19 protein-coding genes are annotated in these 23,420 nt (G+C 48.2%); 11 read left to right on the forward strand and 8 right to left on the reverse strand.

From position 1 onward, the window contains the following. Positions 1-73: 73 nt before the first annotated feature. Positions 74-2,155, reverse strand: coding sequence for a chemotaxis protein CheA (locus QOS46_RS05190; RefSeq protein ID WP_283607797.1), 2,082 nt, complete (start codon positions 2,153-2,155; stop codon positions 74-76). 158 nt (positions 2,156-2,313) lie between these two features. Here QOS46_RS05190 and QOS46_RS05195 point away from each other — a divergent pair, with 158 nt between their 5' ends. The 5 genes from QOS46_RS05195 to QOS46_RS05215 all read left to right on the forward strand — a co-directional run bounded on the left by QOS46_RS05195 (position 2,314) and on the right by QOS46_RS05215 (position 6,665). Then, complete coding sequence (locus QOS46_RS05195; protein ID WP_283607798.1) at positions 2,314-3,732, forward strand: hypothetical protein; 1,419 nt, start codon at positions 2,314-2,316, stop codon at positions 3,730-3,732. Next, on the forward strand, positions 3,719-4,057 hold the full coding sequence (locus tag QOS46_RS05200; RefSeq protein WP_283607800.1) for an EscU/YscU/HrcU family type III secretion system export apparatus switch protein: 339 nt from the start codon (positions 3,719-3,721) through the stop codon (positions 4,055-4,057). Before QOS46_RS05195 ends, QOS46_RS05200 begins: the two co-directional genes overlap by 14 nt. 142 nt (positions 4,058-4,199) lie before the next feature. After that, positions 4,200-4,739, forward strand: coding sequence for a chemotaxis protein CheW (locus QOS46_RS05205; protein ID WP_283607802.1), 540 nt, complete (start codon positions 4,200-4,202; stop codon positions 4,737-4,739). A 95-nt stretch (positions 4,740-4,834) separates the two neighbouring features. Further along, complete coding sequence (locus tag QOS46_RS05210; protein ID WP_283607803.1) at positions 4,835-5,356, forward strand: chemotaxis protein CheW; 522 nt, start codon at positions 4,835-4,837, stop codon at positions 5,354-5,356. 55 nt (positions 5,357-5,411) lie between these two features. Then, the gene (locus QOS46_RS05215; RefSeq protein ID WP_283607805.1) at positions 5,412-6,665 is read left to right on the forward strand and encodes a methyl-accepting chemotaxis protein; all 1,254 of its coding nucleotides are present in this window, start codon (positions 5,412-5,414) and stop codon (positions 6,663-6,665) included. Positions 6,666-6,882: 217 nt separating this feature from the next. On the opposite strand, the gene QOS46_RS05220 is transcribed toward QOS46_RS05215, so the two are convergent. Next, positions 6,883-8,037, reverse strand: coding sequence for an HD-GYP domain-containing protein (locus QOS46_RS05220; RefSeq protein ID WP_283607807.1), 1,155 nt, complete (start codon positions 8,035-8,037; stop codon positions 6,883-6,885). A 202-nt stretch (positions 8,038-8,239) separates the two neighbouring features. Between QOS46_RS05220 and fliD the strand changes: the two genes are divergently transcribed. The 6 genes from fliD to QOS46_RS05250 all read left to right on the forward strand — a co-directional run bounded on the left by fliD (position 8,240) and on the right by QOS46_RS05250 (position 14,215). Beyond that, entirely contained in the window at positions 8,240-10,888 is a 2,649-nt protein-coding gene (gene fliD, locus QOS46_RS05225) for a flagellar filament capping protein FliD (RefSeq protein ID WP_283607809.1), read from the forward strand. Positions 10,889-10,909: 21 nt separating this feature from the next. Next, the gene (fliS, locus tag QOS46_RS05230; RefSeq protein WP_283607811.1) at positions 10,910-11,287 is read left to right on the forward strand and encodes a flagellar export chaperone FliS; all 378 of its coding nucleotides are present in this window, start codon (positions 10,910-10,912) and stop codon (positions 11,285-11,287) included. A 20-nt stretch (positions 11,288-11,307) separates the two neighbouring features. Further along, a complete protein-coding gene (locus QOS46_RS05235) occupies positions 11,308-11,760 on the forward strand; it encodes a hypothetical protein (RefSeq protein WP_283607813.1) in 453 nt (150 codons plus the stop codon). A gap of 162 nt (positions 11,761-11,922) precedes the next feature. Further along, positions 11,923-12,765 carry an amidohydrolase family protein gene (locus tag QOS46_RS05240; RefSeq protein ID WP_283607814.1) on the forward strand — a complete coding sequence of 281 codons (843 nt, stop codon included), beginning with the start codon at positions 11,923-11,925 and terminating at the stop codon, positions 12,763-12,765. After that, positions 12,762-13,796: a UDP-glucose 4-epimerase GalE gene (gene galE / locus QOS46_RS05245; RefSeq protein WP_283607817.1), complete on the forward strand. Its 1,035-nt coding sequence runs from the start codon at positions 12,762-12,764 to the stop codon at positions 13,794-13,796. The genes QOS46_RS05240 and galE overlap by 4 nt, the downstream gene beginning before the upstream one ends. Next, positions 13,793-14,215, forward strand: a complete 423-nt coding sequence (locus QOS46_RS05250; RefSeq protein WP_283607819.1) for a GNAT family N-acetyltransferase — start codon at positions 13,793-13,795, stop codon at positions 14,213-14,215. Before galE ends, QOS46_RS05250 begins: the two co-directional genes overlap by 4 nt. Before the next feature lie 34 nt (positions 14,216-14,249). Here the strand turns inward: QOS46_RS05250 and QOS46_RS05255 are convergent, their stop codons facing one another. The 6 genes from QOS46_RS05255 to QOS46_RS05280 all read right to left on the reverse strand — a co-directional run bounded on the left by QOS46_RS05255 (position 14,250) and on the right by QOS46_RS05280 (position 23,195). Then, entirely contained in the window at positions 14,250-16,571 is a 2,322-nt protein-coding gene (locus QOS46_RS05255; protein WP_283607822.1) for a GGDEF domain-containing protein, read from the reverse strand. A 183-nt stretch (positions 16,572-16,754) separates the two neighbouring features. Continuing rightward, a complete protein-coding gene (locus QOS46_RS05260) occupies positions 16,755-17,387 on the reverse strand; it encodes a DedA family protein (protein ID WP_283607824.1) in 633 nt (210 codons plus the stop codon). A 90-nt stretch (positions 17,388-17,477) separates the two neighbouring features. Beyond that, complete coding sequence (locus QOS46_RS05265) at positions 17,478-18,776, reverse strand: AI-2E family transporter (RefSeq protein WP_283607825.1); 1,299 nt, start codon at positions 18,774-18,776, stop codon at positions 17,478-17,480. Between the two features lie 215 nt (positions 18,777-18,991). Then, a complete protein-coding gene (locus QOS46_RS05270; protein ID WP_283607826.1) occupies positions 18,992-20,320 on the reverse strand; it encodes an ABC transporter permease in 1,329 nt (442 codons plus the stop codon). After that, a complete protein-coding gene (locus QOS46_RS05275) occupies positions 20,317-22,443 on the reverse strand; it encodes a COG1361 S-layer family protein (RefSeq protein ID WP_283607827.1) in 2,127 nt (708 codons plus the stop codon). Before QOS46_RS05275 ends, QOS46_RS05270 begins: the two co-directional genes overlap by 4 nt. After that, positions 22,440-23,195, reverse strand: coding sequence for an ABC transporter ATP-binding protein (locus QOS46_RS05280; RefSeq protein WP_283607829.1), 756 nt, complete (start codon positions 23,193-23,195; stop codon positions 22,440-22,442). Before QOS46_RS05280 ends, QOS46_RS05275 begins: the two co-directional genes overlap by 4 nt. Between the last annotated feature and the right edge of the window lie 225 nt (positions 23,196-23,420).

Raw genomic sequence — 23,420 nt, forward strand, 5'->3', positions numbered from 1 at the left:
CGCCCCCTGAAATATTCTTTGAGGTTGCCCCTGAGAATCACACAGAGCAGCCATTCCTGTTCAGCGCTGAAAACTAATTGTTATTGTAAAGGTTGACTACATCGAGAATCAAGCTGATGCTACCGTCGCCCAGTACAGCCCCGCCGGAAATCCCGCTTTCTTTAATGTTAAATTGATTGAGGTATGCGGGCAGACCCTTTACCACAACCTGCTGTTCTCCGAGAAGGTCATCCGCGAGGATACAGTACACCTTTTCGTGATTTTCTACCTGCACAACGATAGAATCCTCCAGCGTTTTCACCTTGGGCTCAAGCCCGAACACAGAGTGCAGACGAATGAGCGGATAATACTGGTTGCGCATAGTGATGATTTCATTGCCGCTGGTATCGTACAGCACCTGATCAGACGTGACCTTGACCAACTGCTTAATATTGTTGGTAGGGATGATAAACATGGTGTCGCCCACAGAAACCTTCATGCCGTTGACAATTGCCAAAGTGAGCGGAATCTTGAACAGCACCTTCGTTCCCTTGCCGTACTCGCTTGAGATCGTCACGTCGCCGCCGACCTTCTCCACGTTCTTCTTCACAACGTCCATTCCGACGCCGCGGCCCGAATATTCGGTAACCACCTCGTTGGTGGAAAACCCGGGCATCAGGAGAAAATTGTAAACCTCGCGGTTCGAATATTCCTTTTCGCTCTTTTTGAGCATGCCCTGGCGCTTGGCCTTGGCCAATACCGCGTCGCGGTCGATTCCCTGACCATCGTCCTCAATGGAAATCAGGATTTCACCGCCGGTATTTTGCGCTGTGAGGGTAATGGTTCCCTTGGCCGGCTTTCCGCTCGCGGCACGGGCCTGTTTATCCTCCAGCCCATGATCCATCGCGTTGCGCACCACGTGCATGATCGGATCGTTGATGCTGTCAACAATGGACTTATCAACCTCAGTATCCTCGCCGACCAGCACAAGCTCCGCGTCCTTCTCCAGATTTTTGCTCATATCTCGCACGATACGGCGCATTTTCTGGAATACACCCGAAATCGGGACCATCCGGATGGACATGACGATCTCCTGTAGTTCATCCGTGAGCTTGCGCAGCTGGCGCGAAGCCTTGGTGTAGCTGTTATCTACTCCGCTTTCGCTGGACTGCACGGAATGTGAGGCCGTCACCATCGATTCTGTGATAACAATTTCGCCGACAAGATCCATCAAATTGTCGAGCTTCGACAGGTTGACGTTGATCAGATTCTGCTTCACGGCCGGATGATTCCCGTTGCCATTATTTGCGGCAGGCTCTGTGCTTGCAGCCGTCTTTTCCTCTTTTGCGTTTTTAACCTGCTCTTTCTGTTGCGTCAGCGGTGAAAGAACAGTATAATTTTTAGTATATACAAAATTTTCAATGATCTTGAGCGAGGACTCCATTTCTTCTTTGGTGCGGAACATCAGCAGAAGCCCGTCTTTTCCAATTTCATCTGCGGCGGCGGGATTGGAATCCAGTTTCTCCGGTACGCTGCGCACCGGTGTGCCGGTTTCAACGATCGCATGCACCAGAAGCATGGCTCGCAGGTGAACCATCTCTGTTTCTTCTTCAAAGAACACGCGCACCGGGAAAGGATATTCCTCCCCGCTGTCGGAGGCAGGCTGCTGAACCTGTACTGGAGCGATCTGGGCCGGAGCGCGAACAGACTCTGCGGCTGTCGGCTCCGCCGGGGCGCTCGGCTGCACAGCCGCAACGGGCTCTTCCGGCGCTTCTCCGGAAATCTTTTTGAGGAAAGAATTAATTTCTTCCTCTAAACTGCCGATATTTGTAATAAGCGGTTCATTGTTTTCGATTTTCTCGACTTCTGTTTTCAAAAAATCACTGGATTTGAACATCAAGTCTGTAAGCGGCTCGTTGTACTCCGAAGAAATGCCGTGTTCTCTTACAAAATAGAACAGGTCCTCCATCTTATGAGTTACCGTCGCTATGCTGTCAAACTGCATCATCGCAGAAGACCCTTTGATTGTGTGCATGATGCGGAAGATCTCGTCGATACTTTCCGAATCAAAATCACCCGCCTGCTCGCAGCGAAGAAGAATTTCATCCAGATGTGTCAGCAAGCCGTTGGTTTCGAACAAATAAACTTCCAGCAAAGATTCCATATTGTTATCCATGAATGATAGCCACCGCCTATCTCAAAATTCCCAAAAGGAACAAACTAGAAAAATCCAGAAAAATCTGTCTTTCTCATAATAATATATCGGATTAAGTCGCAAATAATTAACTTTTTCGCTTCTATTTCTATAAATTTTAATTTTAGAGGTACCCATTTATGGCAGATAACCTAAGAATTACTACACCAATCCCAGGCGGAGAAAATGTAAATCGGCTGAATCCCGCAAAGCCAGCCGACCGCGCTGTGGTTAATCCGGCGCTGGTACCGCCCGCCAATGCCGACCGGCAGTCCGGCCAGCAAAACAACGCGGAGTTTTCGTTTCTTCTGAACCGAAATTCTGTATTCAGCCGCTTTATTCAGCAGCTTGGCAACACACCGGATCTTTCGCAGAGCCTTGGCAAGTTGGTGTTTGAGGTGATGGGCCGGGCCGGAGCGGAACAGGGAGCCAGTATTTCAGAGTCGTTGCGTCAGCTGACACAGGTTATCAATATGGGGCGGGAAGGTATTGTGCAGAACCTGCTGTTCCAGGAAAACAACCGAACGCAGTTTTCGGGTACCCTGTTCCAAATGATGCGCCAGATACTGGAGCAAAACCCAAGCAAGATGCTGGAACAGAAAACAGCGCAGTTTTTGAAAGCCTTTAACGCCTACTCCGGCGCCGGGGAAACCACCCGCGCGGTGATTCACCGACTGATACAGATCAGCGAGCAGATTCCGCAGCCGTACAGCGGTCAGCTGCAGCAGATGACGCAGGAGCTGACCGACGAGCTGCCGATCGAGAATCTGAATCAGAACCTCACTGCACTCAAAGAGAAGATCATCCCGTTTTTACGGCGGTATATCTCCGCCACCAACGATTTTGGCCGTGTTCGCGACAACATTACTCTGCTCGTTCATGATCTGTCCCGCCTGAACATCAGCTCCCGCGAAGAGCTGGCGGAAAAGTATACCGCTCTGCTCGATTACTGCAAATACGACCTGAATTTTCCGCCCCAGAAACTCAACGAAATGACCTCCGTTTTTCTGGAGCATATGGGGCGCCTGGAAACGCCCAAAGAAAACAGATTGCTGGATTCCGTACTAAGGCTCTTGACGGAAAACGCAAGCGGCCCGTCGCAGCGCGGGCAGGAGCTGTTCCAGAATACGCTCTCTTCCCTTTTGATGGATAACAGTGTATACATGCCGTTTCACCACCTGTTTCTTCCTCTGGCCTTTGAGGGCAAATACCTGTTCGGGGAAATCTGGGTCGAAAAAGAAGAAGATTCCGACGGAAGACAAACGGCAGATGGGCGGGAACGCAGCCGCCAGATTATTCTGACGTTTGACATTAAGTCCAAAGGTTATTTTGAGGCTTTCCTGACGCTAACCGGGAAAAAAATCAGCGCCCGGCTCAACTGCCCAGCGGAATTTGCACCCGATGCCAAAGCGATCAGCACGGCTGTTTCCTCCATTTTTGCCCGAAACGGCTTTGAACCGGAAGCAGTGGAGCTGTCTGCCGGGGCTCCCCCCTCGGCTGCAAAAACCATCCTGAAAAAAATACACGAGGGAAGGCGAATCGTTGATGTCACAGTATAACAACAAGCAGCGCGCAGCTGCCCTGCGCTATTCCGAGGCGGAAAACCATGCTCCGATCGTCGTGGCTGCGGGCGTAGGCTACACTGCGTCCAAAATCATAGAAGTTGCGCAGGAAAGCAATATTCCCGTTTATCAGGACGACGCGCTGGCCTCTCTGCTGTCACAGATGAATATGGGGACTGAAGTTCCGCCGGAGCTGTACCAGGCCGTGGCCGATCTGTACCTGTATTTTCTCAATTATGGTGAGCAGGAGGCAACCCCGGCTGCTGCCAACGCCAAAAAGGTTTCCCCACCACCTGAAATGCCGGACTTCTCGGAAGAATAACGTACCCGGCATCGCTTTTTTCAAGAATACTCTTCATTTTCTTTTTCGTATGACCGATATATAAGTTGAAGTATAGAACGATTTAATATAGTTTTCTTTCAAATAACCGCCGCGGCTGCGGCGGAAGAAGTGGTGAAACGATATGAATAATAATTTAAATCCGGTTCTCTCTCTGACAGAAGAAACCGCAGCAAAACAAAACACGTCTGAAAAATATCTGACCTTTTATATCGACGGCCAGATTTTTGCAATTCCCAGCAGTCAAGTGGTTGAAATCGTACGCATTCAGTCGATTACGCTAATGCCCAAGCTGCCCTCATATGTAAGGGGAGTGATCAATCTGCGCGGCAAGATTGTGCCGCTGATTGATATTCGGCTGAAGCTTTCTAAACCTGAGCTGGAATACAGCGACCAGACAAGCATTGTGGTAACACAGTCGGAGGACGCCACCATTGGCCTGATCGTTGACAGTGTGGATGATGTTACTGACATTTCTACCGCGGACGTAAACGAAACGCCAAGTCTTGGCCGTGAAAAAAGCAATCCCTTTGTCAACGGGATCGTGACTCTTTCTAAAGGGCCAGCCCTACTGCTGAACCTGCGGCGAATCCTGACCGAAAACGAAGAGGAACACGCACATAGTAAAGCGGAGGCTGACGAATCGGAGAGCGAGGGAGCCTGACGGCCTTCTCAGGCTATTATGTGTTCGATCTGTTGTTCTCGGCAATAATGAAATTCATTTCTCATTTTTAATATCACTTTGAAAGGGTGACTTCAATGGAAGATACCATCAATACCATCGATACCATTGACTTTCTGGACACAGCCAATCAGGAGCTTGACGGAAAATATTTGACTTTTTTTCTGGACAACCAACTCTTCGGCGTTCCGATTTCAGATGTGGTTCAAATTATCGGCATGCAGGAGATTACCCCTGTACCGGATTCGCCCGTTTATGCCAAAGGCATCATCAATCTGCGTGGCAGCATCATCCCGCTGATTGATATTCGGCTGCGCTTCGGCAAGCCTGAACTGGAATACAACGACCGCACCTGCATTATTGTGACAAAGCTAGAAGAAACCTATATCGGTTTTCTGGTAGACTCCGTCAATGAGGTTTCGGTCATTGAAGAAGAAAACATCTCGGCTACCCCAACCGTGATTTCCGGCAACAGCACCAACACCTATGTAACCGGAATTGGGCGGCTGCACGGCAAGGTCGTTCTGCTGGTAGACCCGAAAAAAATTCTGAACAACGAGGAAATGAAACAGGTAGAAAAGGTACTGGATCAACTGTAAGATCAACCTTTCGCATTTTCCTGCACAGTGACTGAAACCGGAAAGGATTGTTCAGATGCAAAATAAAAGACGTCATCTTTCTTTAAAAGCGGAACTGCTGATGATTACACTGGCCATTGTTCTGCTCTCGATCGTTTTAGGAGCGATTGCCACTGTTCTTTACACCCGGCAGATGCTGATTCCGGCCATTTTGGTGCTGCTGATTACGATTCTCTTGGCGTCGGTGATTACATGGCGTGTTGCACATATCCTGCAGAGTGCCCTGGACATGATCAAAGACAGCGTCAGGCGTCTGGGCCACGGTGATTTTGACATGGAAATTGAGTTTACTATGCAGGGTGATATTGACGATCTATGCACCGCGGTAAATGATACCGCAGTGCAGCTCAAGAAGAATGTGACCGGAATTGCAACGACACTTGATCTGATTACCGACGGAAAAATTCATATTGTGAACAAACGAAGCTATGCGGGTGATTTTACCCGAATTCAAAACTCGATGCAGCAGCTTTCAGAAATATTGCTGCAAAACGTCTCTTTAATCTCCAGCTCGTCGCAGCAGGTGACCGATGGCTCGGAACAGGTGGCCAGCGCCTCTCAGTCTCTGGCTCAGGGAGCCACCGAGCAGGCTAGCTCGATTCAGGAGCTTTCTGCAACCATTCTCGACGTCTCCGAGCAGGTAAAGCAGAATGCGTTTGACGCTTCAGACGCGAACGGCGCTTCCACCCTTGCGCGTCAAAAAATTCAGAATGTGGCGAAAGAAACGGAAAATATGATGCAGGCGATGACTGAGATTACGAGATCCTCCAACCAGATTGGCAATATCATCAAAACAATTAATGACATTGCCCGCCAAACGAACATTCTGGCTCTCAATGCCGCCGTTGAGGCCGCCAGAGCCGGTTCCGCTGGAAAAGGCTTTGCCGTTGTAGCCGAAGAAGTGCGCAATCTGGCCAGTAAAAGTGCCGAAGCCGCACAGAATTCCACCGCTTTAATTGAGAATTCCATTCTGGCTGTTGAAAAGGGAAAGAGCATTGCAGACCAAACCGCGAAAACTATGCAGGAGGTTCTGGCGGCTACCGAAAAATCGACAGACCTCGTGAATCGAATCGCCTCCGCTTCAGAAACACAAGCAAACTCCATCAGTCAGATCAGCCTTGGGGTAGATCAGATTTCCTCGGTGGTGCAAACCAATTCCGCCACGGCGGAGGAAAGCGCTGCTTCGAGCCGTGAAATGGCTGATCATGCTACGCAGCTGCAACATTTGGTGGAATACTATTCATTAGAGGAAGTCGTCGTTTCTGAATGATTCGTTAAACGACTCCATGGTTACTTATTTTGTGTGCGGACGGAATATTCTGTCCGCTTTTTCAGTTGAAAAGGGATGGAACAAGGCACGCTTCCATCCCCGCAACCATATTCTCAACTTCAGTTGTATTCTTCCAGTTTGGCCGGGGGCCGAAAAAAAACCAGTCTGCAGACACGCATTGTCCGCAGACTGGTTACAGCTCATTTTATCATTCAACTCATTCAACTATCTTTTCTTCCTGCTCTCCCTGAAGTTCCTCATCCAGATCTTCCGTGGAGATATTACAGGCATTCTCAATCACAAGCGAAAGATAGTTGCGGTCATTATACAGATCGAGTATTTTGTCCGGCTCGCTGAGCAGCCGGATCTGAGGGCGAAGCGGGTGCCTGACATTCTGTGCAACAACAATCGCGATTTCTCCGTTACTCAGACTGACGCAGGAGCCAACCGGGTAAGGAGAAACCTTTCTTAAAAACGCCTCAACCACTTCCACATCAAAGGCCGTGCCACTCCCACCCATAATATACTCCAGCACTTCTGTGGGAGAAGACGGTTTTCGATAAGGCCGAACGGATGTCAGCGCATCATACACATCCGCTACCGCAATAATCCGGCCAAACAAAGGAATACTGTCTCCCTTCAGGCCACTGGGATAACCGGAGCCGTCAAATTTCTCATGGTGCGTCAAAATACCGGCACAAATCTTTTTATTAACCAACTGGTGCTTTAAAAAAAACTCGGCGCCTTTATAAGGGTGCAGCTTCACCACTTCAAACTCATCCAACGTCAGCTTGGCCGGTTTCGCGATAATCTCAATCGGAATCGACATCTTCCCAATGTCATGCAACAATGCGCAAAGGCCAAGGTCATACAGCTCCTTAGTCTTCATCCCCATAGAAATCCCAATAGCAATTGCCAGGATGGACACACCCAGTGAATGGTTATAAGTATAATCATCATACAGCTTTAAATTAACAATGCTGAGTTCGATGTTTTTATTATTTTTCAGTGCTGTGACTAACTGTTTAGAAACATCCAGAGTCTGATTAATATGGCTGATATTGATGCTCTGCGCATTCTTATCAAACATCTCGAACACGTTTTCGAGATTTGCGATAGCCTCCTGCTTGAGCGCCTTTTTAATCGGCGGGCGAGGCCGCAGCAACTTGCATGCCGGCTGTCCCTCTTGATCATCATTGGAATGGATATATGCCCCTAATACCTGCAGTTCGCTAAGCTTTTGAATGTACGCGCTGGTCAGGATCTGTCCGGAACGCAACATGGCGACTTTACAAGTCTTGTAATCATACAAATACACATCCCGATCCAGCCTCATGCCCTCTTTCAGCTGATCGATAGGAACAAAATTCATGTGCTTCCTTTCTTTCTTGCTCGCTTCGCTAAGCAAATAGTAAAACAAAACTTATTGCACTAAGTGTACAATATTCATTCGGGAAATGCAATTGTTATTTCCGAAAATCGCAACTAATTCTTCTGTTTTTTTTCCTAATGATTTATAAAAACTGTACGATATATATGGTAAGAAGTATTTTTATCGGACAGGAGGATCTCTAATGTCTTCTTTATCTACCAATTCCAGCACATCTTCCTCTTCGCTTTATGCGACGGCAAGTTCTTCCAAACGCATGAGTGGCTTGATGTCGGGATTAGACACCGACGAGCTGGTCAAGCAGCTTACGAGCGGAACGCAGACTAAAATTGACACTGCAAATCAGAAAAAGCAGACTGCCACTTGGCAGCAGGAAGCTTATCAGGCTGTTATCAAGTCAATTTCTGAGTTTCAGTCTAAATACTTTTCCTCTTCTTCCAGCAGCAGCAGCATTTTAAATGCCAATTTCTTCAACAGCACATCGATTAAGAATAACTTTTCTTCCTATGTAGGCGTCAGCGGTTCGTCCAGCGTTGCGAAAAGCATGCAGATTAAATCGATTTCGCAGCTTGCAAAGCAGGCCTCGTTTGTAGCCAGCAACAAGGTTTCCAATCAGGCAATACAAACCGGAGCCATTCAGTCTGAGTGGACAAAGAGCGCCGTAACCGGCTCCACCATGAAGATTAATTTTGAGAGTAAGGATTATACCTTAACTGTTGGTACTAACGGTACCACTAAAACGGCTTCTGAGATTGTGAGCCAGCTTAATCAGCAGCTAAAGGATCAGGGACTTAGTGATAAGCTTAGCGCTTCCATTGACACAGACGGGAAATTTGTTTTAAAAAATAAAGATTCTTCTTCGTCTGCTGCCGTTACAATCAAAAGCGGTTCAGATTCTTTGCTCGGCGGGCTTGGCCTGAAAGCAGATAATTCCGGTACCACGGTAACGGGAGCAACTGCGGTGAACGAAGCATATTTTACGAATCATTCCATTGCTTCCGGATCAAAGCTGAATCTGAGCATCGGCGGCACTGACTACACACTTACTCTTTCCTCTTCTATTTCTCTCCCTGTAAAATCGGCTTCTGAAACAGACGCGGAATTTATGGCGAACTATTCCAAGAAGCTTGAAACTGCGTTAAACGAAGCGGTAAAGTCAAACACGGATCTAAAGGGCAAGATCAGCTTTGATGTGGGTGATGACGGGGCGATTTCTTTAACCTCTACTGAGGGAAAGTCGATTGAGGTAGTCAGCAGCGGCAGCAGCAAAAGCCTGATGAACGGGCTGGGGCTGACAAACAGTGGCAGCTCAGTCAGTGGACAGGTAAATCAGAACGAATTATATAAAACCTATTTGGGCGAATCTCTTTCCGGCTCAAATATAACCTTTGATCTCAACGGGCTTTCAAAGACCATCTCCTTTGATGCAACTGCGACATCAAGCTATGACACGCCGGAAGAGCTGCAGAGCTATCTCCAAAGCAAATTGGATTCTGCTTTTGGCAGCGGAAAGGTTCAGGCTGCAACAAAAGACGGTGGTCTTTCCTTTACAACAACGGGGGGTACTACCGATGTTCTGACGATTTCCTCTTCCAGTAAAAGCGGCGTGCTTGGCGCCGACGGTGCTTTGCATGTATTTGCCGGTGAATCAAACCGCATCAACGTAAATAAGACCCTGCGTGATGTACAGAACGAGCTATCCACTGAGCTGACGAAAGATGGCTCGGATTTACTGTCTGAATATAAGCTTTCCGTCAACGGAAAAGAGTTTTCATTCAAGGCAACCGACAGCGTCAGCACAATTTTAAAAACCATCAACAACGATTCAGATGCTAACGTTACTGTCACTTATTCGAGTACCTTAGACCGTTTTAGTATCGTCGCGAAAAACGGTGGCTCCAACAGTAAGGTGGAAATTAAGGATGTAACCGGCAATCTGTCTGAAGCGCTGTTCGGAAGCGGCACCGTTAACGGAACGGCCGGCCAGGACGCTGTGCTTGATGTCAGCTTTGACAATGGGCAGTCCTTTACAACCATTACCCGCAGCAGCAATACCTTTACGATGGACGACGTGAATTTTGAGCTGCAGAAAACAACCACCGGCTCCGATATCAGTCAAACAAATCCCATCACCTTTTCGTCTGAATCAAAAACAGATGATCTTGTAACGAAAATGAAAGCATTTATCGACGATTACAATGCGATTTTAACAACGGTAAACGGCTATATCTCAGAGAAAAAGCCTACAGACGCTACTTATAAGCCATTAACGGATAATCAGAAAAGTGAAATGAGCGAAAGTCAGATCACCACTTGGGAGAAAAAAGCAAAGCAGGGCCTGATGTTTAACGATTCTCTTCTCAGCAGCTTTGTTCAGGACTGGCGTTCCAGTATGACGGACTTTGTTTCTTCGATGAGCAGCGCTTTGTATCAGGTCGGCATCTCGGCTTCCAGCTATTCCGACAATGGAAAACTAACTGTGGACGAGGACAAGCTCAAAGTGGCACTGAATTCCGATCCGGATAAGGTCACTCAGCTGTTTACTTCTACGGACGGCATCGCTACCCGGATGCAGAATGTCATTAAAAAATACACAAATGACAGCTTAGTAAATACTGGTCTTTTTATCACAAAGGCGGGCTCTTCCACCAGCAAGGTAGACCAGAGTGAATTAGCCAAGAAAATGAAAGCGTACGATACTCAGATTAAAACCCTGAAAACGCAGCTAAAATCCCGGCAGGAATATTATTATAATAAATTTACCGCTTTGGAAACCTATATTTCAAAGATGAACTCTCAGGCCAGCTTCTTTACATCATCCAGTTCCACCTGACGGTAAAATCAGAGGTGTATCATGCAAAGCAATGCGATTTTTCAATACAAACAGCAGTCTGTCTCTACTATGTCGCGCGGGGAACAGTTGCTTCTTCTGTTCGATGAAGTCTTAAAAAACCTTCACCATAGTTCTCTGCTAATGAAACAGAAGGATTTCGTCAATTCTGAAAAATGCACCGAAAAATGCAAAAATATTTTTCAGTACCTTTCTTCCGTGCTGGACTTTAAGTATCCTGTTTCAAAAGAACTGTATGATTTATACTATTTCTGCAATCAGCAAATCATTCGTGCAGAAATCCGCCGCGATCCTCAGCTTCTGGATGATTTGCTTCCGCTTGTCAATGAGATGCGCGATACCTGGGCACAGGCGGAAAAACTGGTCCATATAAAAAAATAAAGAAATACCGCAGATAAAGATTGGAGTACATCATGCTTACGCAGGACATTTTGGTATGCCTGGAGCAAAAGAAGATTCTGATGGAACAGATTTTGAACATCACAAAGCAGATGGAGGTTCAATCGCTGGAGGAAACAGTCGAGCTGGACCCACTGCTGGAGCAGCGCGGTCAGCTGATGCAGCGGGTGGATAAATGCAACCTTCTGATCCGATCCAAAACAGAGCTTCAAGACGCCGCTGAACAGGAAAGACTGCGCGATCTAATGTCTTCGCAGTTAAAAGAAGAAATCTGTTGCCCAGATGAAATACGGGCTTTGAATTTGATTTCAGAAATCAATGCGCTGTTTCGCCAGGCTGCTGCTCTCAATCGTTCTACAATGGATCTTTTGCTGGTACAGCGTGAGAATTCAAAGAAGCACCTTGCCGAACTAAAGCAGCAGGGTGAACAAAACAATTTGTTTACCTTTCGATAAACCATCCACAAAGGCATAGTGTTTCGGCAAAGCCGGGCTCTGTGCCTTGTTTTTTTACCCAAAACCGTGTAAAATGAAAACAATGGAAAAAGAGAACTCAATGATTTTGGGAGCTCTCTTTAGAAACAGTATCTTTACAAGAAAGGAATTTATCTGGTTTCCATGATTTTTGATATGCATATTCATATGTTCCCTGATTTCCTGGCCGGAAAAGCACTTTCCGGAATTGGCGAAACCAGTCATGTTCCCCCCGTAACCAAGGCAACGCTTTCCGACACTAGAGGCAAGCTGAAAGAGTGGGGAATTTCCTGCGCGGCCGTCATGAATATCGCCACCAGGCCGGAGCAGCAGACCAACATTAATAATTGGGCGGCAGAGATTCAGGACGCCTTTTTTTATTGCTTCGGCTCGGTTCATCCGGACGCCCCGGATGCCGTGGAGGAGCTTTGGCGCATTCGTGATCTGGGGCTTTACGGCGTAAAGCTGCACCCGGAATACCAGCGCTTTTTTGTCGACGACAAGAAAGCTTACCCGATTTACGACGCACTGCAAGAATTGGGGCTGCCCGTTACCATTCACGCAGGGTGGGACCCGGTTTCACCGAACGTGGTACGTACACCGCCAAAGGCTTTGGCAAAAATAGCGCGTGACTTTCCACGTATGACCATTATCGCAGCACATATGGGCGGAATGAAGCGCAGCGACGAAGCCGAGGATTATTTGATCGGCATGGAAAACATCTACCTCGACACCTCGATGTCTTACCTGATCGTAGACCCAGAGCAGGCCAAACGAATGATTCTGCACCACGGCCCGGAGAGGGTACTCTATGCCAGCGACTGCCCCTGGAGCCTGCCCTTGGAGCAGATACACTACCTGGAGCGGTTGGGGCTACCGGATCGGATGATGGAAGATATTTGCTGGAACAATGCCCGGCGCCTGTTGGGCCTGGACGAAATCTCCGGGCAAATTTGCCTCGGAACAAAACGGAGGATATTCCGATGAAAAACATATTGGTAACCGGCGGCGCCGGTTTTATTGGAAGCCACACCTGCGTAGAGCTGCTGCAAAACGGCTACGATATTTGCGTTGCAGATAACTTCAGCAACTCTTCCCCTGCCGCTCTGGATGCGGTACGCACCATTACCGGCCGGGATTTTCCCTCCTATTGCTGCGATCTGCTGGATGAGGAGCACTTGGGGCAAATTTTTGAGGAACAGAAAATCGATGCAGTCATCCATTTTGCCGGCTTGAAGGCCGTGGGAGAAAGCGTTCAAAAGCCCGTCCTTTATTATCGCAATAACGTGACCGGAACCCTGAATCTGCTGCAGCAGATGGAGCGGCACAGTGTCAGGCGCCTGGTATTCAGCTCTTCCGCCACGGTGTATGGAGAAAACAATCCCATCCCTTATCGAGAGGATATGCCAACCGGACAGACCACAAATCCCTATGGCACAACCAAAGCAATGATTGAACAGATTTTGCAGGATCTTTGTAAGAGCGACAGCCAGTGGAACACCATGCTGCTGCGCTACTTTAATCCGATTGGCGCGCACCCCAGCGGACTGATCGGAGAAAACCCCAACGGCATCCCCAACAACCTGATGCCGTACATTATGCGGGTCGCACAGGGGTCTCTGCCTTATCTTAACGTCTTCGGCAACGACTACCCCACCTGTGACGGCACCGGTGTGCGGGACTATATCCACGTCTGCGACCTTGCCATCGGCCATGTCAAGGCCCTGGACGCACTTTTTGCGCAGGAGGGTAACAGTGTTTACAATCTGGGAACCGGGCATGGCAGCTCCGTCCTTGAGGTTGTAAAGGCCTTTGAGCAAGAATCGGGAGTTCCTGTTCCTTATCGGTTTGCTCCTCGTCGGGCCGGTGATCTGCCGGAATACTATGCCGACGCCACCAAAGCACAAAAAATACTGGGCTGGCAGGCCCGTTACACATTAGCCGATATGTGCCGTGACTCCTGGAATTTCATCCAAAAGCAAGGAATCGAGAAAAAGGAAGCAGGTGATTCGGAATGAACGTTACCATTGAGTACAACTGTGAGCAGATTAACTGGGAGGAGCTGGCCACTGTCATCGAAACCGCGGGCCTTTCCCCTCACCCACCCGAAACATTCCGTAAAGCGTTTGAAAACAGCTTTGCCGTCGTTTTTCTGCGGGATGGGAAACGCTTGATCGGCTGCGGACGCGCTCTTTCCGACGCAACGTTTCAGTCCGCTATTTACGACATCGCTCTGCTGCCCGAATATCATGGGCAGGGACTTGGCAGAACCCTACTGGAGGAGATGCTTCGGCAGCTGCCGGACAGTAATGTAATATTATACGCGTCCCCGGGAAAAGAAACCTTTTACGAGCGCTTCGGCTTCGGCCGTCTGAAAACCGGAATGGGGAAATTTCTCAATCCGGAACGCATTCGTCAAAGAGGGATGCTCGAATAAAAGAACGACTCCGCCAATTGGCGGAGTCGTTCTTTTATTCTTCCTTTGTTTTGGAACTGCGAGAGCGCGTCTTTTTAGGGTGCTCTTTGGCTTCCTTATAATAGTAGGCAAAGCGGCTGATGAGTCCTGCCAGTACCGTCAGCGACATGGATTCCGTCTGATTCCATGTGCGGTTGGTCGTCACATCGTCGCAGCCTACAAAGCCGCGAATGCTTCCCCGCTGATCGTACAGCACACAGTGCAGTGTAGAGCGTGTGGAAGGGCTCTGTTTCAGGAAGTAGGTATCCTCAGCCTCCTGCACATCATAACAGCGGAACAGTCCCCATTCGTCGAAGCGCTGATAATGAAGCCTCAGCTCATCAAACGCAACCTTCTGCGATCTGCCGAAAACCGGCTCCACATTCGGCGCACACCATTCACACGCGATCGTACATTGCAGGTGATCCTCTGAGCATTCCGCCAAATACACCCGGCCAACGCTGAGAACACGGCCAATCATCCTCAAAACCGGCCCCATTCCGTCGGGGCTTCCACCTGAGGAGAGAAGCTCTTCTGTCGCTTCAAACACAAGGTGTGGATCAACCCGGTAATCCGGCGTAATGTCGCGGCGAATCTCCGTCACCAGAGACGCAGGTTCTGAAGTCCCCGAATCACGCTTCAGTTGAGTGATGTCAGAATAAAACACCATGTCGCCCTTGCCGTGGCGTTTGGCAACATACAGCGCCTGATCAGCCTTGTGGAACAGCTCCTCATAGGCGGTTCCATCCTGAGGAAAAAGGGAAACACCCACGCTGGCGCTGAGAAGGTGCTGCATGTTCGACAGGGATTCGGCCTGCTGAAACATTTGGCAGACCTCCTGTGCCTTTTGGCGGATGGTATCCAGACTCTTTTCTCCACGCAGAAAAACAAGGAACTCGTCGCCGCCGATTCGGCCAACTACCCCTTTGTCTTCAAAGTTTAGCTTTAAAATCCGCGAAAATTCCACCAATACAGCGTCTCCGTGCAAATGGCCGTAAGTGTCGTTGATCTCTTTAAAGTTATCGATATCGATCACCAGAATCGCATGGCTGCGATCCGATTCATAAGAAAGAGATTGGCGAACCAGCGTTTCGGTCATGGTTTTATTGTACAGCTTGGTAAACGGGTCCCTCTGGGCGCGTTCCACCAGCTCGAGCATTTCTTCCTTCTGGCGATTCATATTAACGGCCTTGCCCACCATTTTGGTAATGCGACCGGAATCGTCTGTAATCGTAGCCCCAATCAGATGATACCAATAGTATCTGCCATCCTTATGCTGAAAGCGCAGGATGGTATTGGATACCTTGATATTGTTTCGAAGATTTTTAATGAAATGTTGAAAGACGGGAATATCTGCGGGATACACGCTTTTCTTTTGCAGTGCTTTCTCACTGTACTGATTGATAACAGCAGGCACCCCGATTAGCTTGACATTGTCAGACAAATGGAGTGTATCTGTAATCACATCGTAATCAAACAGAATATCGTCTGAAATGCTTTGCTGAGTAATGTTGCGCTGATCATGCTGAAGCTCATGCATAATCTTGCGGTACATTGTGTTGTCACTTATCAGCATCTGAATTTCCCAGCCGTTCTGAGTTTTTTCTATCACAGAAATCTGCGCCGTTATCCAGGCGGAGGAACCGTCTTTTCGTTGGATTTTATACTCGCTTGTGAGCGGACGGCCAGCCCCCTTAGAAAGCCACTCCAGAATTTCGCGAAACATCTTCTGATGGTTTCCCGCATAGACACTACAGATTCCCGTTGAGGAACGCTCAAGCTGCTGATACTGCTCTCTGGTGTAGCCGAAAATTCGGAAATAGCCGTCGGAAGCATCAATATAGGTAAATTTCTTTTGATTAAATCCAGCGATCAAAACACCGCCCGCAACCCCTCGAATTAAGGCTTCCAGACGAGCCTTGGCCTTTTTCGCTTGATTACACTGAGTGACTTCATTTGTCACTTCCATGAGCGTACACACAAGAGAGCCATCCTCGTTTTGAACCCCATATTCCATGCAGTAAATTTCACGGTTGTCTTTTGTAAAAACACGGTACTTGGCGTAAAAAAATCCGGTCGCGGCAGTCTGCTTTTCCACAGAAGAATGAAAAGCCTGCCGGTCTTCCGGATGCACCAGTCTATTGTAGTCTTGTTGGAACTTTTCTTCGAATTCTTTTCTCGTATAGCCAAAGAGTGCAAGGCATCGGTCGCTGATCTGCAAAACGCAAGACCGCAGCCTCTTTTCTCCTGCTAATCTGCGAACCATTACAATACTTTGATTCCAGTTCTGAAACATTTCAGAACTGGAATTCTTTAACTCCCGGATTTCGCTCCCCATAAAAAGCCGTCTCCCCACATTTCACCGGTTCCCCGGCAAAAAAATCAGTTATAATATCTAAAATTATAACTGATTTTTGTTTGAATTACAACCGTGTCACTTTGATAGACTTAAAAATAAATAAGAAAGATTGGTTGTTTTTTAGGGCATTTCGCTGATTTTTTACATCTTGTATGGGTATGGTTACACATTTTCCTTATTGTTTTTCTTCGATATCCTCGTTTTGTAGAAGAAAATCGCGCCAACGATAAACAGTACAATCAATATAATCAGAGTGGCGTGCGCGTACAGATTAATGAACTGTGCAACACTCTCCCACGATTCACCGGCGAACGCTCCTAAATGCACTAGTACCGTGTTCCACAAAAAGGTACCTGCGGCGGTATACAGCAAGAAAACACCCATAGACATTTTGGTCATTCCCGCCGGTATGGAAATCAGGCTGCGAATAATCGGAATAAAGCGGCAGACAAATACGGTGATCCTTCCCTTCTTCTGAAACCACTGTGCCGCACGCTCTACATCCTGGCGCTTAAAATGCAATATCTGGCCCAAGCGTCCGTCAAGCCAGCCTTCAATTCGCTCCGGCGGAAAAAAACGCCCGATACTGTACAAGACCAAAGCGCCGATCACTGCACCGACGGTGGCCGCCAGCACCACACCCCATACCTTCATATCTGTATATGTGGTCAGAAACCCACCGAAAGTCAGAATCACTTCGGACGGAATCGGGGGAAATATATTCTCTACGGCTATCAACAGCATAATTCCAATATAGCCAAATTGATTCATGGTCTGGATGATCCATTCCTGCATTATAACGTCGCTCCTTTATGTGTGCCTTGGACTTCATGATTCCGATGATAGCAGAAACCTAACAGGCAAACATGACGAAAGTGTGAATTTTCAGTCAACATTTGGAGGATCGGCAGAATTCCGGTCGGATTCCACGTGCTCGTCCAACACCTGCTCGTTTGGTGCAGGAGTGCTCTTACCTGCGCCGGGCTCCGGCACCATGACAGGCGGCTTCCCCATCACTTCATCTTCCGATATTTCTTTTTCCTTAAGCTTTAACTCCGTCTCCTGACGCAGCAAAGCGTAGAACACAGAAAACAGCGGCACTCCGAGCAAAATGCCAATAATACCGAACAGGTTACCAAACAGCAAAATGGCAACCATCACCCAAATACCGGGCAGACCAATGGAACTGCCCACCACACGGGGATAGATCACATTCCCCTCAAACTGCTGAAGCAGCACGAGGAAAACAAGAAACCACAGGCTGTAAACAGGATTAATCATCAGCAGGACAAACGCACCCATTGCCCCGCCCAAATACGCTCCCAGAATCGGGATCAGACTTGTCATGGAAATAATTACGCTGATCATCACCGCGTAAGGCAGACTCATAATCGACATGCCGACATAACACAGTGAGCCAATGATGATGGCCTCCGTCATCTGCCCGGTGACAAAGCCCGAAAAAATTCGGTTGGTCAGCACGCCCACCGCAACCAGGCGCTGCGCTTTCTCTTTGGGGAGAAACGCGTACAGTACACGGCGAATGTTGCGAATCAGCCGCTCTTTTCCGAACAGGATATAAATGGAAAAGATCACACTCAACACAAATGAAATCACGCCGGACGCCACGCTGATGGTAACTGACACCAGCGAACCGGCCAAATCACTCACCGTTTGAGTGATCTTTTCGAGCGGCTTTGTCCAGTCAATTTTCAAAAGACTCTGGGTTTCCTGACTCCAGTCGAATTGGTTCGCCGTATTGGTCAGCCATTGTGAAAACTGGTTGATATAAGTGGGCAAATTCTCGGAAAAAAAGCTGAGAGAGCTGATGAATTCCGGCACAATATAAACAATGATCAACCACACAACCAAAGATAAAAAAGCAAATGCCAACAGGATACTGATACTTCGCCGAAATTTAATCCATATTTTCCACCCCTTTTTATTCAGGGGGTAGAACACCTTGTTCTCTAAAAAGCGCACCAGAACATTTACCACATATGCAACGCCGATTCCGACCAGTAACGGCCAAAACAATGATAAAATGTAAGAAATAGCAAAAGACACATTTTCAATATGAAACACAAAAAAAATCAGGCCAACGGTAAACACAATAAAAAAGATCAGCTTACCGCGGATCATCTTCCACAGCTTGGGATCCGACAGGATTTCTTCCCAATTCATAGCCTGCCGCACAACCTTTCCAAAATTTAGTAGTTTTATTTTTTCATGCTAACGCAATCACGAAGAAAAGTCAACGAAAAGCATAGCGGTTTCGGTTTGGATTTTCAACCAGATAATAGCATGGCCCATTTTGACGCGGATATTTCGCGCGTTGCCTGTCTGTTTTATAATTGACAGAAAAAAGCTGCGGCGGAGTGACCGCCGCAGCGCATGGATTATTCCTGACGAATTGCGGTTAGAGCGCTGATTTTGACAGCACGGTTTGCGGGAGAAAAGCCGGAGATCAGACCTACCATTGTTGAGAACACCAAAGCTCCCAAGGCCAGCCAGACCGGAATAATTGAAATCTGCCCGCTGACCCCAAGACCCATAAAGCCTCCCCCGCCTGCCGCGAGGGTATTGAGCAAAAACGACAGCATATAGCTGAAAGCAAGACCCACCACGCCGCCGATAAAACCGATCATTCCGGCCTCGATTAAAAACATGGCGCGAATATTGCCAATCACACAGCCAAGCACCTTCATCACGCCGATCTCACGAGTGCGCTCATAAATGGACATGATCATGGTATTGGTGATTCCCAGTGCCGCAACCAACAGCGAAACCGCACCCAGGCCGCCCAAAATCATCTGAATGGTTCTGGTCTGCTGCTCCACAGACTCGCGCATGCTGTCCATGCTGTAGGTCTGAAAGCCAAGGGCCTTGATGGCATCCTGCACAGACTCCACCGACTTAATATCCAGTGCTTTCACCACAACGCTGCTGTATTGAAATTTTTTCGATTTGTCAACCTTGATGTTGTTCAGCTTATTATACTGAGATACCAAGGACCGCGCATACTTCACATCCATAAACACGCTGTAACCGGGCGATGGATTCTTGTTCCAGTCCTGCGCCATCACACCGAGCCCCTTGAGCTTGATGGGCTTTACCGTCTTTTTATTGTTTTCGTCGGTCTTTTGCAGCACCAGCTCAAGCTTATCCTTCATCGGGTTCACATATGGATCCGGAACTTTTCCGCTCGCATCCGGGTCTGGGTAAACCATATTATTGCTGTTTTTTTTGCTGTTGTAGAAATTATACAAAGCGTCGTGGCCAAATAGGATGCTGCCTTCCTCCACGGTTCCTTCCGGCAGCTTTCCCGCTTCCATCTCATACCCAAACTCCGAAAGAGCGTCCATATACACGCCGGTCACCTGCCCGCCGTACACATATTTGCCGCTGCGAATCTGAAAGGCGGAAGAATCCACATCAAACATCGGGGTCAAAGTCTGTACCCCCGGCAGCACCCGAATCTTTTCCAGCATGGAATCGTCGAGCGGCTCCGCGTCGGGGCTGGGGCTGTAATTCTCAATCTGAATTACTGTCAGATCCCCCATGCTCTGCATCATGTCATCCGTTGACTTCTTGATGCCAATACCGAACGAAAGCATCACCACAATAGCGCAGGTACCAATGATAACACCTGCAACTGTTAATAATGTGCGCACCTTGCGCTTGAACAGGCTGTTCAGGCACATAGACACCATATCATTCCATTTCATGACCGATCCTCATTCTGATGCTGTTCTTCCTCCGGTTCCGAAACCTGCGGCTGTATATCGTCGTAGTCCTCCTCCAGTTCCAGAAGCGCCTTTTTCTTGGCCGCGCGTTTGCGGCGAACCAGAACAGCGGCCGCAACTCCCCCGGCAATCAGCGCCAGGCCGAGCAGCCATCCCCACACTGGAATTCCCGAGGACTGCCCCGGCAAAGGCTCGCTGGACTCTCCATCCATCTCACCCTGATCCACAGGCTGGGCCGGCTGAACCTCACAGGAGAACTCTTTCACAATTGTTTGTGTTTTTCCGTTGGGGTCTTCGTAGGTGATCGTGGCTTTGCCCTGCAGCGTTCCTTCCTCCGCAGGGGTTAGATTGGTATCGTAGCTGTCCGACGAGCCGGATTCCACATTGCCAATGTAAATATTCGTCTCCGGAGCAGTAAAGTTACCCTCCAGCAGCACGGAAAGGTTATAGACCGTACTCTTTCCTTTATTGACATAGCTGATAGCCAGCTGGCCATCCGTTCCCATCTGGATCGGACCTTGCACCTCTGCATTCGTCACCTCAAAGCGATCCGGCTGTGTAAGCGGAATAGAAATCGTTTCTGTAGACGTAATCTGCTCATGCTTGGTGTCTGCCGCGGACTCATATTCAAACTTGACATCGATCCCATAGGATTTTGGCTTTGCGTCCGCCTTGGGGTACAGCTCAATAGACTTATCTATGGAAGCTCCTGCTCCCAGCTTCGAAATAAAAAATGTATTAGAGGAATTGGCCGGTGTAAAAACGCCGCCGGTATCTTCATCCGCAGTAGAAGAAATGGTGATTTTCAGGTTCTGAATCGCTGTGCTGGTATTCGCGTTGTGAAAGCGAAGCGACAGCGGGAACGTCTTTCCGCCGGTAATAGAGGTTCCTCCAAAGCTGTAATTTTCAATGATAATGATTGGTTTGCCGCCGGTGGAATCACCTGTTCCCACCACAGAAACAAACACCTTTGTAGCAACGGCTTCCGTCACCTCATCTGAAGTGAGGTTTACCCCTACCGCATAATTGCCCGTTTCCATTTTAGAAGCAGCCTGCATGTTAAAGGAAACGGTTGCGGTCGCGCCGGGGGCCAAACTCGTAACCGATTTACGGTCGAGCGAGCCGACTACGGTAAGGCTGTCTGTCGCAAGGCCGTCGAGAGCCGCGCTGATATTGTGATAGGTTTGGCTGCCGGTATTTTTCAGCACCAGATCCATGCGGAAGGTGCTGCCGGAATAGATATTCGACCGATCCAGCTTGTAGGAATCGATCCTCACTCCGCCTTTTCCCTGAGCGCTGTCCAGCACCTGAAGATAGGCTGTCACCTTGTTGCCATTGATAGTCAAAGTGATCGGATAAATCCCTGCCGCAACAGAAGAGTCAACACGAAGCGGAAGGTTGAGGTACTTCTTTTCTCCCGACACAAAACTCATGGTATAGACGGCTCCGGCCGAGGTAAGCATAATCTTTGTATCAGTCGGCGCGGCTACCTCGATCTGCGCATCCTCGAGCGTATTGCCGCTGATCAGTGGAATTGCCACGGTTGCGCTGGTTCCAGATACGATCGTCGGCGTAGAACTGCTTTCATCCACACGCACGGTATTGTCAGCGGAGCCCTCCCCGGCAATCAGCGTTTTGCGGATGACGATTCTATTTTTGGTTGCGATTTCGGTCCCTTTGGAAGCATCCTTACTTGTGTAATATGTAATCGCAAATTGCAGCACACCGGGCCCGGGGCCGGAATAAGTCAGGTAGTTTTCCGGCATATACAGGCTAAAATATTTTCCTCCGGCGGTTTCTGCATCTGTCTCAGAAAAATCAGTAATTGTAAATTCATTTTTTTTGATCCGGATAGCACCGTTGGGGCTGCTCACCTTAACAATGGCACTTCCCGCGTTGTTTATTGTGCTATCGTCATGATGGAAACGAATATTGGCCTCAAAAGAATTGCCTTTCTGCACTGTAGACGGTGAAACGGACGCCGAGGTTATTTCCGGATCCACCACCGTAGGCTCTTCGGCAGATACCTTTACAGGAAACATTTGCAACAGCAGAACCGCTGTAAGTACAAACGCCGCCCAAGAGCGGATTTTTTGAAATTTCATTCTGCTTTTCCTCCTGATACCGTAGTCAATTCCTGCGTTTTTTCCTGCTGCTGTGCAGGAACAACCGATTGATTCACACGATCCGCCTGAATATTTCCATCCACAATAGTGACAATTCGATCCGCATAGCGGGCAATATCCTGATCATGCGTAACCAAAATCAAGGTCTCCTGATATTGCCGTGCCATGCCTACCATAATCTCCATTACTTCCCGCGTTGTTTTGGAATCCAAATTTCCCGTAGGCTCATCTGCAAATACAATTTTAGGATGAGCCACAAAGGCACGAGCAATGCCAACACGCTGCTGCTGCCCGCCGCTCATCTGCGTTGGGTGGTGCAGAAGGCGGTTGCCAAGCCGTACCGCGTGCAGCATTTTTACCGCCTCACGGTTTCTCTGGTCTTTCCCAATTCCACGGAACATTAGCGGCATGGCTACATTTTCTACGGCGGTTAGTGTAGGCATCAAATTATAGGATTGAAAAACAAAACCGATATTTCTCTGCCGAAAAAGCGCCAGATCCTTTTCAGAAAGCGCCGTAACCTCTACGTCGTCTATCATAACCCGGCCCTTCGACGGTTTCTCTAACCCTGCCAAAATATTGAGCAAAGTTGATTTTCCGGAGCCGGAGGTTCCTAAAATACAGCATATTTCACCGGATGCAACCGTTAAATTGATGCGGTTCAGCGCAACAATCTTTTCCTGGTCCACCCGGTATACCTTACGCAGGTCTTCCACACGAATCAGGCCCATGTCAATCTCCTTTGCCAACGCCCTCATTTTTCTCATTATACCAATGAATTGGAAATGCTATTTTCTTTTAAAGAATATATATTTACAGTTCAGATAACAAAATAAATACAAAATTGAAATTTTTGTTAGAATTTTGTCCTATTCTTTTACAAAAATAAATAAAGCTTTGTTTCTCTACCATCGATCAATCAGTATTTTGGTCTTATTAATAATTTCTTAAATTGT

Origin of the sequence: Faecalispora anaeroviscerum, assembly GCF_947568225.1 — a bacterium.
Taxonomy (GTDB): domain Bacteria; phylum Bacillota; class Clostridia; order Oscillospirales; family Acutalibacteraceae; genus Faecalispora; species Faecalispora anaeroviscerum.